Consider the following 13,707-nt stretch of genomic DNA (forward strand, 5'->3'; position numbering starts at 1 on the left):
TCATGGGGACACGGATGGATGCACGCGTATGCCCCGTACGCGAAATCCGGGCTGTTTTGCGCCGCGGTGACGTCGCGCGCGTCCGACACGGCGCGCTAGGATGCGTTTCGACGCAGGAACTTCGGGAGTTTGGCGGGGGCTTGGGCCAGCAGGGTGCCGAAGAAGATCAGCGCGCAGCCGAGGTATCCGCGAGGGGTCATGACCTCGCCAAGGAAGATTGCACCGCCCACGGCCGAGAAGAACGATTCGAGACTCATCAGCAGGCTTGCGCGCGTGGGCGGCACCCACTGCTGCCCCACCGCCTGCAACGTATAGGCGATGCCCACCGAACCGATGCCGGCGTAAAGGATCGGCAGCCACGAATGCGCCGCCCCGGCCCAATCCACCGAGCCCTCGATTAACGAGCCGATCCAGCTCAGGACCGCGGTGGTGCAGAACTGGCCGAATGACAGGACGACGGCGTTCACCTTGGCCCCCATCGTGTCGATGATGAGGATGTGCGCGGCGAACAGCACGGCGGTGAACACCAGAAGGATATCCGCCAGACCGATTGAGCCGAACCCGTCGGTGACGCACAGCAGATAGAAGCCCACGACGGCAAACGCCACGGCCGCACCGACCAGAATGCCGATGCGGCGGCGGAGGAACACGAAAGCCAGCAGCGGCACCATCACGATGTACAGGGCAGTGAGGAATCCGGCCCGGCCGGCCGATTTGCCATAGAGGATGCCATACTGCTGCAGGGTGCTCGCGGTGAACAGCACCACGCCACACAGCACGGAAACCGCGATCGGATTGGCGAGCCATGCCGCCCAGAACGGCACGCCGTGCGCGTCATGCGCGGATGCGTCTTCCAGCGTATCGGGGGAGGCTGAAACAGGTCGCCCGGAGTCAACAACCGCGTAGACGCCATTCTCGACACCGTCGGCTCCGGCAATCCCCGCAGCAGTCGTTGCACCATTCGCGGCGGCGACGGACGATTTCGCCCTCCCCCGCCATCGCTGCCACATCAGAATCGGCACGAGCGAGAGCGCGCCCAACGTGAATCTGGTGGCATTGAAGAACATGGGCGACATCGAATCCATGCCCTGCACCTGCGCCACGAACGCGAAACCCCAGATCAGCGCGGTCAGCATCAGGCAGAACATGCCCACAAGTTCCTGTCTTCTCATGGGTCACCAACCTAACTCGCGCAAGTGACGGGCATGAAAAAGCCCGGCCACAATGTGGTCGGGCTTGATGCGGGTGTCGGGCTTGATGCGCGGCCTGCCATGGCGCAGGTGCCGCCCCGCATGCTCAGTCGCGGTTACCGAGGAGCTGGAGGATGTAGAGGAACATGTTCACGAAGTCCAGATACAGGTTGAGCGCGCACAGGATGGAGATCTTCTTGACCATCTCCGGGCCCTGGGCCTCATATTCGGTGAGCAGCGCGCGCGTGGACTGGGCGTCGTAGATGGTCATGCCGGCGAAGATCACCAGACCGATCGCGCACACGATGCGGGTCATGCCGCCCACGGGCAGGAACATGAGCACGAACTGGGAGATGATGAGCACCAGCAGCGCCACCATGAGGATAGGACCGGCCTTGAGCATGTTGATCTTGGTGGTCATGCCGAACATGGTGAGCGCGAAGAAGAACGCGGCGGTGATGCCCAGCGCCAGTCCGATCGAACCGAGGTCGTAGACCATGAAGATCGAGCTCAGCGTGAAGCCCATGAGCGCGGCGTAGACGTAGAACATCAGGCGCGCGGTGCCGGACTTCATCTTGGTCACGCGCATGCCGAGCACCACGGCGAGCGCCACCTGCGCCACGCACAGGCCGATGAGGCCCACCATGCCGGTGGCCATCAGGAACGTGGCGTAGGCGCCGGTGATCTGGCCGAGCACGGCCACCACTGCAGTGACGATGAGGCCCAGGGTCATTTCGCCGTAGACCTTGGTGACGGACACGCGACGGGCCTGCTCGTAGTTGTAGGTCATCGTGGTGTTGATGGCGCCGGTGCCGGCTCCGGCCGGCGCGTACTGGTACGTCGCGTTCTGCGCATTGGCGTACTGGAAGTTCTGCTGGCCGTACTGGCCGTAGCCGTTCTGCGCGTACTGCTGGCCATATCCCGCCTGCTGGGCCGCGTTGTAGTCGGGGGTGTTGTATTGCGGGTTGTACTGCCCGTTATTGCGGGGCTGCTGACCGAATGTCATATTCGCTCCTTTAATCGTTGTCGTGTCCATACTACGGTCACCAACCTGAACGTTCCATGAATCCGTCGTCTCAGAGCGAAACGCGGCGGCCGGCGGCGGGGCTGGTTGTGCAGTCCGCCGCCGGCCGGCTGGTTTGCGAGCATGCTTAACGCCCTGCAGCCACTACTCGAGCAAGCTGCTACTCAGTCAAATCGTAGATGGTCACGCCGTCCACGGTCTGGGCCTCGAAGTTCTCGGCCACCCACGAGGCGATTTCGCTGGCCGCGTCCGAGCCGCCCATCTGGTTGCCGCCCATGCCGCCGCCGGAGATGTAGTAGTGGATGAGGCCCTGCTTGACGTAGCTCTTGAACTGTTCGAGCATGGGGGCCGGATCGGAGCCGTTGAAGCCGCCGATAGCCATGACCGCCTGCTCGCTGGCGAGCTGGTAGCTGGCCGCGTTCTGCGAGCCGGTGGTGGCGGCCGCCCAGCGGTATTCGCCGGCGTCTTTCTGCAGCATGGCGACGATCTCGCTGCTGGCCGTGCCGCCGCCGAGCAGTCCACCGCCCATGCCGCCGCGCCCACCGCCGAAGCCGCCGCCGTTGCCGTTGCCGTTCGGCTGGCTTGAGGATGACGAATCGTCGTCTTCTGTGGACTGGCCGTTGGACTGTCCCTTGGTGCCGGATTGACCGTCGATGGCGGATCCATCGTTCTGGCCCGGCATCGCGGGAGGCGTGGATTGGGTCCCGGACTGGCCATCGGTCTGATTGCCGGACTGGCCATCGGACGAAGAACCATCAGAAGAGGAACCATCAGACGAAGAACCGTCCTGACCGGGCATGCCCATGCCGCCGAAGCCGTCATTCTGGCCACCGGGCCCGCCGAAGCCGCCGGGAGTCCCGCCTCCCGGGCCGCCTCCGGGGCCGCCGCCCATGCCAACGGAGTTGGTGACGTTCGGTCCGGCGGTCACGATCGATCCGGTGTGACCAGTGGATACGGTGTATGCGGTCCATGCCACCGGGCCGGCGTAGAGGGCCACGGCGGCGAGCACGATGCCGGCCACGCCCATCACGCCGATCACGCGATTGGCACCGGCCGTACGCAGGAAGCGGAATTCGCGCATCGGCACGGCGGCCACAGCCGCGGCGAGCAACAGCAAACCGGCGATGAAACCGGCGAACAGCACCGCCACCTTGAGCCAGGGCAGCCATGTGGAGCGGCCGAGCAGTTCGACGGCCCAGAACGTGTTCACGAACACGAGCAGCGCCGCCACGGCACGGGCCCAAAACGTCTGACGCTTGGACCACAGACCGATGATGGCGATGGCCGTGAGGGCGGCCACGGCGGGCGCGAGCGCCACGGTGTAGTACTGGTGGAAGATGCCTGCCATGAAGCTGAACGTCAGCCATGTGACCACCAACCAGGCACCCCAGATCAAGGCGCTGGCGCGGCGCAGATCGGTGCGGCGTGCGCGGTGAGCCACGATGAGACCAATCACGATGCCGGCGAAGGCGAGCGGGGCGAGCCAGGCGATCTGACCACCGTATTCGCCGTCGAAGAGTCGGGTGAGACCGGTCTGTCCCCACATGCCGCCGCCGTTGCCACCGGCGCCCGAGCCACCGGCGCCGGTGGCAACGGCGCCGTTCTCGTTGCCGGTGATGCGACCCAGACCGTTGTAGCTGAACGTGAGTTCCAGGAAGGAGTCGGTCTGCGAGCCGCCAATGTACGGGCGCGAACCGGACGGCACAATCACCGTCAGGGCCACCCACCATCCGGCGGAGACGACGACGGCGAGCACGGCCACCAGCCCATCGACGATCCGGCGCCACAGATTGGTGGGGGACGCCATGAGGAAGACCAGCGCGAAACCGGGGACGACGAGGAACACCTGCATCTGCTTGGTGAGGAATCCGAAGCCGATGCACGCGCCGGCCAACGCCATCCACAGGGTGCGGCCACGGTTGCCGGAGCGGGTGTCGGGGTATTCGAGCGAGCGCATGACGGCGGCGGTCGCAGCGGTCATCAGCAGCACGAGCAGGGCATCCGGGTTGTTGAAGCGGAACATGAGCGCGGCGACCGGCGTGACGGCGAGCGTGAGGCCGGCGATGACGCCCGCCCAATTGCCCCACTGCCGGCGGATTGTGGGGTAGAGTATCCACACACTGGCCATGCCGCACAGGGCCTCGGGCAGCAGGATGGCGAAGGAGTTCAGTCCGAAGACGCGCACCGAGAGCGCCATGAGCCAGATTGCCGCCGGCGGCTTGTCCACGGTGATGGCGTTTCCGGCGTCAAGCGAGCCCCAGAGGAAGGCCCACCAGTCGGTCGCCCCGGCCTGGGCCGCGGCGGAATAGAACTCGTTGGCGTAGCCGGAGGCGGTGAGGTTGACGAACATGATGACGGCGGTGATTCCCATCATGCCGCCGAAGCCGATCCAGTCGGCGAGGGTGCGGCGTTCGGCTACGCTGGCGCGTACGGTGCGCGTGGTGTGGGTGTCCACGAACCGGCCGCCCGGCATGGACGCGAAGGCGGGGAGTCCGAACCGGCCGCGTGGGCGTTCGGCGGAGGCCGGTATGGTAGCGGTGCTCATGATTGGTGACGATGCTCCTTGCATTGCATTGGATTGCGGAATGGGATACGAATCGCAGATCAGGCCGCGGTGGCCAGTCGCATGCGGTTCAGCGTGCCGTTCATCCGCCACATGCCCTTGAGGTCCTTGGCGACGGTGTCGGGGATGTTGACTGTGGTGCCGGGGTCTTCGATCCAGTGCACCGGGAATTCGTACATGCGCATGTTGGTGGCTTGGGCGAGCAGAAGAAGCTCAGTGTCGAAGAACCACTCGTTGTCTTGCACATAGGGCAGCAGGTGCCGTGCCGCGGGGGCGGTCATGGCCTTGAATCCGCACTGGGCGTCATGGAATGCGGCGCCGAGCAGCACGCGCAGCATGCCGTTGTAGGTGCGGGAGATGAATTCGCGTTTGGCGGAGCGCACGACCTGCGATTCGTCGAAGAGACGGCATCCGAAGGAGACGTCCGCGCCGCCGTAGAGCAGGGAGCCGATGAGCACGCCGGTCTGGGCGATGTCGGTGGACAGGTCCACGTCCATGTACGCCACGGTTTTGGCACGGGATTCGCCCCAGGCGAGTTTGAGCGCGCGGCCGCGGCCTTTGGCGGCGATGCGTACGGCGCGCACACGGTCCGGGTATTGTGCGGCGAGCCGGGACGCGATGGGCCAGGTGTCGTCCGTGCTGGCGTTGTCGGCAATGACGATCTGCCAGGTGTAGGCCCATCCTTCGATCTGGCTCGATGCCAGATGGCTCATGAGTCTGAGGACTGATTCGGCGAGCTGTTCCTGCTCGTTGTAGACGGGGATCACGATGTCCGCGTCCACGTCGCGTGGCTCTCCCGCGCGTTCCACAATCGAGGAGGCGTTCACGGCGGCGGGAGCATTGATGGAAGATGCGATGGAGTCGCCGGAAATCGTCGTGACGGAAGCGTTGGCATGGCCGTTCGTGGCCGGGGGCTGCGATGTCGCGGCAGCTGGCGTTTGCATTGCGGTGTTCATGGTTTCATCAAACCGCCGCATTCCTAGCGCTGTCTTAGCCGAACGTGAAGCTTGCCCGGCAGTCCAGGAAAAACAGGCTCCACGTTTCCTGAACACTGTCTGGAAACGTGGAGCCTGTGGATTGGTGTCGTGGTCTACAAACCGCTATTGCAGATTGAAGGTATGCACAACCTTGGTCGTATCGTCTGCGGAGAGGAAGGCGGAGATGTCCACCGTGACCGGCGAGGTGTCCTGCAACACGTACCCAAGGGTCACGGTCGCGGTCGCATTCGGCTGGATTTCAGTCGTATACGAGTTGACATCATAGCCTTCGGGCGTATCCATGTATATGGCAGTATCCAAGGCCTTGCCGTTCTGGAACACCTGCGGATGCGCCAAGCCGGCGAACGAATTGTTCTTCGTCGTCTTATTGGTCCACTCATACGTGACCAACACCGTCGGCTTGCCCTCATAATCGTTCACGCTCAGCGCGGCGGAAACGATCTTGACATGCAATCCCTCCACGTCGCCTTCCATATCCTGTTCACCCTTCGGCTGGGCATCCTTGCCGACCGACGATTTTGGTTCCGCGGAACTACCGGACTGGGAGGTGTCGATGCCCTTCGATTCCTTGATCGAATCGTCGATGGCCTTCGACGTGGCGGATTGCATGGCCAGGGTGATGACCACGGACAGCACGCACAGCACGGTAGCCACAACGGAAAGCACCTTGCCGCGCTTCTTGCCGCCGAAAGTGCCAACCAGAGCGATGATGCCCAGAATCGCACCGATGAAGCCCAGAATCGCAGCCACGTTGTTCACGATCGGAATGAAACTCAGAACAAGTCCCAAAGCGCCGAATACGACGGAGATGATTCCGCATATGGTCACATGCTGCGGGGCGGGACGATGCCCTGCGGCAGGCATGGGCTGCTGGGGTGGTCGCTGCGCCGGCTGCGGAGTGATTGGAGTGGTCATGGTTCCTTCTTTCTTTCCTCTGAAGTCATTCCCTCTGAAGGACTATCGCGGTCAATGCGTCGGTCGGCGTCGGCACATGGCCATGGCCATGGCGGCGGACGACGAACGGCGCATCTGCATCCGACGCTACCGAATCGCCATCGCGCGCGTCAGTGGACGAACGGTCATTCCCGTCTGCCCTTTTGGGCAGAACCGGCCGCCGACCGGTGCCCGCATGTCCAGTGGCGACGGCTGGAGGCGGGCCATACAGTAGGAGACATGACCAATCCGCAACGCACCACCATGCCTTTCGCCGGCAGGCCGGGAACAGGCCCGTCCATCGGGTCACCGTCCGCCGGGTCACCCTCGCCAGGTCGCGGCACCGGCGGCGCCGGACAGTCACGTGGCACCCAACCGGCCGAACTGGACGACGTGCCGGTGCACACCCAGGTCTGGTGTTCGGTGGTCATGGTGCCGTTGGCGAGTTTCATGTGCATGGCGCAGACCTCGTTCTTCTCGCAGAACTTCGACCAGAATTCCGCAGGGTTCCTGCTGATGATTCTGTGCCTGCTCGTCGCCATGCCCTCTGGGTTCCTGCTGCTGGCACGCTCCGAATACCCCGAGCCGACGTTCTGGATCGCCTGCGCACTGGCTGCGCTGCTCCCGTACGATTCGCTCATCGTGCTCATGGCGATGAGCGCGCTGCTGGCACGCCGGTCGGACCGCAGAACCGGCATCCGCGCGGTCGCGGCAGGCACGCTGGTGACCGTGTGGTCGCAGGTGCGCGACGCGATACAGCCTCCGAACGCCTCGCTGTGGCACGTCGTCTTCGCCAAGCCGCGCACGAACACCGAAGAGGAACCGATCGTCATGCTGGCCGAAGAGCCGACCATCGTCATCACCGCGGTCGTGACGGCGCTTGTCGCCTCTGCCATCGCCGTGTTCGTGGGACTGCACATCCGCTCTCGCGCCAGGCTGCGCACGGCCAACGCGGTGGCCAGCGCCGCCACCGATCACGCCGCCACCCTGCAGACCGATCTCAACAACCAGCAGCTGGCCGACGCAATCGCCGCCGAAGCGCACGATACGCTCGCCCACTCGCTGTCGCTGATGGCCTTGAACGCGAGCGCGCTCAAAGCGGAAGCCGACCGGCTCGGAGACTCCCCCGAGGCACGCGCCCTGGCCAGCAAGGCGGAGGATATCCGCAGGCAATCGGCGGGAGCGCTGGATGAGGCGCACGCGATCATCGACATGCTGCGCAATCCCCAGCAGGCATGGGAACAGCTCGCCCCGTCCGACGACACCTCGCTGACCCGCGAATCGCTGGACGCGCTCATCGCCGACGCGCGCAACTCGGGCACGCAGCTCAATACATGGATCGATATCCAGCAGTTGAGCGGACTGGACGAGACCATCGGCAAAGTAGCCTACCGGGCCATCCAGGAGGGGCTGACGAACGCGCGTCGCCATGCGCCGGGAGCACCGGTCTCGTTGGAGGTCACGGCCGGACCTGCCGCCGGCGTGCATCTGCATCTGAGCAATCCGATGACTCAGCTGGAAGGCGAAGTTCCTGATGCCGCCCGCCCGGGGACGATGGTCCCGGCCTCGATTCCGATCCGCACCCCGATTCCGGTTCCGACTGCGCCGTCAGGCACACCGACGAGCGCGTCATCAAGTACGTCTGCGGCCATGAGCGGTGCCGTATCCACGCCGGACGGCCGCCGGGCCACGCCGTATCACGATGGCTCTGTATCGTCCCATACCGCGTCCCATACCGTGCCCCACGCCGCGGACCGCCCCACCCATGGAGCCGGACTTCCCGGTCTCGCCGCACGCGCACGATCCGTGGGAGGCCAGTGCCGCTATGGCATGGATGATCGTCATCTCTTCCATGTGGACGTTCAGCTGCCGTGGCGCGGCTAGCAACGGCTACTATGACTATCGTGAGCGAACAGAGCGGAATACCATCATCGGAGGCGGCACCGGCGGCAGAGGTCGCATCGGCAGCGCCGATGCGCGTAAGCGTCATCGACGACGACCCGATGATCTGCCAGGCCATGAGTCTGATTCTCACCGATTATTCCGATGGGCGCATCACCGTGGCCTCCACGTCCACGGATGGCGAGGACTGCATTCGCCGGGCAGCCGACGAACATCCCGACGTGGTGCTTATGGACATCGCGATGCCCGGAGTGGACGGTATCGAGGCGACGCGACGGCTTCGCGCACTTCCCCGCGCGCCGCATGTGCTTATCCTGACGTCCTTGAGCCCTTCGGGCACCGTGGAGCGCGCCATCGAGGCGGGTGCCGAGGGATTCGTTTCGAAGACGGATGCGCCCGACGAGATCATCCGACGCATCATCGGCGTGTGCACGGGCGCCCCGCAGTTCAATACCGCCAGCCAGCGTCAGCTCATCGACGAGCTGAGCCGCACCCGTTCGCGCATGCGTAGGGATGACGCGCGCGCACTGCTGGACACATTGCCCGAGCGCGAGCGCGAGGCGGTGATGTTGGCGGCCGAAGGATATACGAACGCCGAAATCGCCTCCCGCATGTTCATTTCGGAGCGTACCGCCAAGGCGCATCTGTCGTCCGCCGCGGACCGGCTCAACATGGGCCGCGTCCAAATGGCGCGGCTGGTGGAACGCGCCGATCTGCCCGCACGGCTGTAGGTGTGAGCCGTGGGGCGACGGCGTTCACGGCCATCAATCCGACGAGAGCGTTCGCCGCTAGCGCCTACTGCGACTGGCGGACCTGCTGCCAGATCTCGCTCAGTCCCTGACCATTGGAGGTGCGCTTCCACACGTCCAGACTGCCGCCGCGACGGCCGCCCGACGCGGCACGCGCGGCTGCTGTCGGCGTGGGGTATTCGGAACCATCATCCAACCGCAACTTGCCGTTTTCGGTGACCGTGGCATACCAGCGTTCGCCCTTGCGTGGCCTGTCCCACACCAGACGCTCCCCCGGTGTGAGCAGTCCGGCTTTGATGACCTGGAGAATGGTCACGCGCTTGGACCCGCGGACCGGGCGTCGCACGGTCTCCGCCAGCTCCTCCACGTTCTGCGAGGTCAAGTCGTGGTTGTTCTTGTCATACCGGATGCCCCAGTATTCGACGACGAGACGGATGGTCTCCTCTTGCCGCCGCTCGAGCATGGTGGGCGTGCAGGCACCGAAGTTCCTGAGCTCGTCGGTCAGCGGGAAGCGGCATGACGCGGCGCGCAGCAGCATGCGGTCACGGCGCGGCACGTATTCCGCGATCTTGTCGAGCTGATCCTCGGTCCCTTGGACCAGGGCCATGTTGCCGAGCCGGTACATCCAGAAGTCGTGGTTCTCCTGAGTCCAATCCGCGAACGATTCGGCACGCTCGATGTCCAGCGGCATGATGGGCAGCGCGCTGAACTTGCGCGGGCGAGTCAGCGCCACGCCGGCCTTCTGCTCGTTGGCGCGAATCAGCAGGAGACGGATTAGGTCGCTGTCGCCCTGCATCTCGCCATGCAGCCGGACCAGCGCGCCTTCGCGGTCGGCATCCCCCACACGCAGGGCGTTGATGCGTTCCACGAGATAGCCCTTGTCGAGGTCGCGGATGGCGGCGTTCGCGAGTCCGCGGCGGTCCAATGTTCCGGTACGGTTCAGCGTGCGCACGCCGGTCACCTGTTCCAACGCGGTGAGGATCGCGAGCAACCGCCGGTCGTCGTGCGCGCCGAGGGCGTCGAGCGTGGAGGAACGCCGCGCCGCGCGGGCACCACGCTGGGCGAACGGCGTCACATCCGGATTGCCCAGTTCGCGGTAGGAATGCACCAGCGCCCACATGGCCACGGGCTTCCACTCGTGGATGTGGTAGTCGTTGAGCGCCTCCAGACGATGCCGCACCTCGGCCGGCAGGACCGTGTCACCCGGACGCTCGATGATGCGCCACGCCATCGCGTACGGGGCGAGCACATCGTTGATGAACGAGGCGACCGTGCCCGTATTGAGGTACGGCTGCAGCACGCCGGTCAGGAACTCCTCGATGAGCTTGTCCGTATCAGGCAGGTGGGTGAGGATGAGGTGCAGGTAGGAGAAGAACTCCTCGATGACATGCGGATCGTCGCCGATGGGATCGACGATGTCGTCCCAACGCGCGGCATAGACGTCCAGTTCCGCCATCGACAGGCCGGAGGTGGCCCGCGCCTTGAACACGTCGGACGGGGTGAGCGGCAGGCCGCGCATGTTCATCACGTCGAAGATGCGGTGGGCGCCGTCAAGGTCGTCGGTGATGACGATCACCAGCGTCACCTGATTGACCAGATACTTCGCGAAGCGGCTGCGTTCGTCGGCGGTCCACGAATCAAGCTCGTCGTAGGTCTTCTTGATGTTGGTCACCATGTTGCGCTGGGCCGCGGTGGCCAGATCGTCATCGTTCATATCGAACACCGACTCGAGGTTGTCCTCCTGCACATGCTCGCGGAAGAACGCGGCGTCACGCTCGCGCAGGGTGAGTCGAGGCTCGTTGGCGATGCCGCGCAGCTTGTCCCCCGGTTCGACGAGCAGCGCGTCCAATTGGCGCATGAGATCGGGATCACGTTCGAGATCGCGCAATACGGCGATGATGATGGACAGCGACACGAGACGCTGCTGGCCGTCGATCACCATGAAGCGGCCATCCGGTTCACGCACCAGAATCAACGAGCCGAGGAAGTACGGCGTGGATGGCGTGGCGGCGGCGTCCCTCAGATCGGCGACCAGCTGCAGAATGTTCTCCGGCTTCCAGATGTAGGCCCGCTGGAAGGACGGAATCGTGAACCGGAAATCCGGGGTGAACACCTTCCCCAGCGGCAGTTCCGTTGCTTTGATGCCCATGCGTCAATCCCCTTCCACCCCTTCGTCACCGCGCGCCCGCGACCGCCGACGCCATCCGGTCCTCTTCAGCCTACCAGTGGCTCCTGTCGGATTCATGCACCGCGGGGATTTCGCCGTCCGTCAAATCGCCCGGCAACACTCCGACGCGGGCGCGCACCAATTGCGCCCGGATGCGATATCCAGTCGCACGGGTACTCAAATCTACGCATTTCGCAGTAATCAGTCTCGTTCAGACAGCATTGTGGAGCTCTGCGCAACCGCCTCATCCGGTTGTGCAGAGCCTTGTTGAGCAGATCCTCATTATTGGTTAGTTGAAAAACATCCACTGCGAGTTATCCACAACACGCCGAAAACAGCAAGCTGGAACCACATAGGTCGGATTCGCTTGCCATGTCCGCGAACTCGCCGCTACGGTTGCGGCATGATAATCAATGATGACTTGAATGCATACCACTACCCCGCCATCTCCCCACACGACGTCCCACTCGACGCCCCGCCTGCACAGCCGACTCCAACGATGAGCGAGAACCTGGCCCAAGTCCGGAAGGACATGATCCATCGCTGTACTGAAGCCGCACAGGACTTCGGTCACCGGCTGATGTTCGGCATGACCACCTCGCTTACGCTCCAATCAATACCTGTCCCATCGCATTGCGCACTTGACCTCGACGTCCTGCACACCGTTTCAAGCGTCAAGGACAAACGCCTCAGAACCCGACGGCCATCTATGCAAGCGCACACTTGGAAGCCACTCGTCCAAGCCGACAATGTGCGCATCAATCGGCACGTATATGCTCTTGACCTCATCCACACATGGGCTCAGCTCGCCCCGCATGTTCCGCTCGAATCCCTTGTTTCGCTCGGCGATTCCATCCTGCACGCCCAGAGCATCACGAGCTCCCGATCATTTCGTGGAAGCGGCGGCGACCATGAATCCGTGCGACAGCGATTCATCACCACCATCACTTCGCTTCCACGTTTCCGAGCCAAGCCGCAATGCCTGCTCGCGCTGAACCTGATACGGACAAACGTCGCCTCGCCTATGGAAAGCAAGTCGCGGATGGTCTTGCTGAAGCACGGCATCCCCTCGCCATCAACAGGATACACGGTGCCTGATGCACGATTCGTCTCAGGAGCGACGATGACTTTGGATATGGCATGGCCGGAATACCAGATGGCCGTCGAATACGACGGAGACCATCATCGCACCGACAAAGCGCAATGGCGACGGGACCAAGAGAAACGCGAATGGCTGCGTAATCGCGGATGGACCGTCATCATCGCGACCGGCGCTGATGTCAAGGACGACGTGTCCACGGCCGAATATGCGTTCAATGTTGCGCGTCATCTCGCCTTGCGCGGCGCGACCTTCGATTTCTCGGTGCTGCCGCGTTCCATTGAGGAGGTGGCCAAGCAGTATCGAAAGTCGGGTTCAGGGTGACAGCGCATTGCTTGATTACGCATTGCCCGATTGCCGCGATCGCCTGGATTACCTCGATTGTCTCAATCGTCTCAATCGCATGCGCTGGAGTCGTTGCAACCGGTTGGTTCGACAGCAATTATGCTCTGGCTGGCACTCTGGCACGGATTCGACGGCACCGTACTCCAGCGTGGGATTGCAGTTGGGACTGATGCCGTGTCTTGTTCTCGTGTGCCTTTATTCGCCGAAACAAATTTGCGACGCAGGATACCAGATTACGTTCTGGGCAATGTCGCATCCAAGATATGGCTCTCCCGCAATGATCACCCACTTCCAGCCAAGTGCTGTGCCCCTGCAGCCTTCAATACCCCGATTTTCGGCTTGCGTGGCACAGAAGTGTGCCCCCGCAGACGATTTGAGCGGCAATTTGGCTTCCGGGGGCACGGCCTGTGCCCCGCTAGCGGTTTTATGGGTCTTTTTCGCCTGCGGGGGTACGCCGAAGTAAGCGGAAAACCGCATGATTCCGCCATTTTTGCCGAAACAGGCAATTCCGCCGCAAAAATGGGTGTGCCCCCGCAGCTGAAATCCATACGATTTCCAGCTGCGGGGGCACACGCCCGGGGGCACACGCCCGGGGGCACACGCCCGGGGGCACACGCCCGGGGGCACACGCCCGGGGGCACACGCCCGGGGGCACACGCCCGGGGGCACACGCCCGGGGGCACACGCCCGGGGGCACACGCCCGGGGGCACACGCCCGGGGGCACACGCCCGGGGGC

General features: G+C 63.9%; 9 protein-coding genes. 3 read left to right on the forward strand and 6 right to left on the reverse strand.

Features of this window, described 5'->3' with window-relative positions:
- Positions 1–95: 95 nt before the first annotated feature.
- The 5 genes from BMYO_RS08630 to BMYO_RS08650 form a co-directional block, all read right to left on the reverse strand.
- Entirely contained in the window at positions 96–1,148 is a 1,053-nt protein-coding gene (locus tag BMYO_RS08630) for a DMT family transporter (protein ID WP_094668080.1), read from the reverse strand.
- A gap of 148 nt (positions 1,149–1,296) precedes the next feature.
- Positions 1,297–2,196: a Bax inhibitor-1/YccA family protein gene (locus tag BMYO_RS08635; RefSeq protein ID WP_094668081.1), complete on the reverse strand. Its 900-nt coding sequence runs from the start codon at positions 2,194–2,196 to the stop codon at positions 1,297–1,299.
- A gap of 178 nt (positions 2,197–2,374) precedes the next feature.
- Positions 2,375–4,759 (reverse strand): ArnT family glycosyltransferase, encoded by a 2,385-nt coding sequence (locus BMYO_RS08640; RefSeq protein ID WP_233428230.1) that lies wholly within the window; start codon positions 4,757–4,759, stop codon positions 2,375–2,377.
- A gap of 59 nt (positions 4,760–4,818) precedes the next feature.
- Positions 4,819–5,733 (reverse strand): dolichyl-phosphate beta-glucosyltransferase, encoded by a 915-nt coding sequence (locus tag BMYO_RS08645; protein WP_158216977.1) that lies wholly within the window; start codon positions 5,731–5,733, stop codon positions 4,819–4,821.
- Between the two features lie 144 nt (positions 5,734–5,877).
- Positions 5,878–6,690 carry a DUF5067 domain-containing protein gene (locus BMYO_RS08650; protein WP_094668083.1) on the reverse strand — a complete coding sequence of 271 codons (813 nt, stop codon included), beginning with the start codon at positions 6,688–6,690 and terminating at the stop codon, positions 5,878–5,880.
- 258 nt (positions 6,691–6,948) lie between these two features.
- On the opposite strand from BMYO_RS08650, the gene BMYO_RS08655 reads away from it, so the two are divergent.
- Both BMYO_RS08655 and BMYO_RS08660 read left to right on the forward strand, forming a co-directional pair.
- Positions 6,949–8,592, forward strand: a complete 1,644-nt coding sequence (locus BMYO_RS08655; RefSeq protein WP_233428231.1) for a sensor histidine kinase — start codon at positions 6,949–6,951, stop codon at positions 8,590–8,592.
- A gap of 89 nt (positions 8,593–8,681) precedes the next feature.
- Positions 8,682–9,341: a response regulator transcription factor gene (locus tag BMYO_RS08660; protein WP_169834114.1), complete on the forward strand. Its 660-nt coding sequence runs from the start codon at positions 8,682–8,684 to the stop codon at positions 9,339–9,341.
- A 64-nt stretch (positions 9,342–9,405) separates the two neighbouring features.
- On the opposite strand, the gene BMYO_RS08665 is transcribed toward BMYO_RS08660, so the two are convergent.
- Positions 9,406–11,508 (reverse strand): GmrSD restriction endonuclease domain-containing protein, encoded by a 2,103-nt coding sequence (locus BMYO_RS08665; protein ID WP_094668085.1) that lies wholly within the window; start codon positions 11,506–11,508, stop codon positions 9,406–9,408.
- 517 nt (positions 11,509–12,025) lie between these two features.
- Between BMYO_RS08665 and BMYO_RS08670 the strand changes: the two genes are divergently transcribed.
- A complete protein-coding gene (locus BMYO_RS08670) occupies positions 12,026–12,949 on the forward strand; it encodes an endonuclease domain-containing protein (protein WP_094668086.1) in 924 nt (307 codons plus the stop codon).
- The last annotated feature ends 758 nt before the right edge of the window (positions 12,950–13,707 follow it).

It is taken from the genome of Bifidobacterium myosotis, assembly GCF_002259745.1.
Classification (GTDB): Bacteria; Actinomycetota; Actinomycetes; order Actinomycetales; family Bifidobacteriaceae; genus Bifidobacterium; species Bifidobacterium myosotis.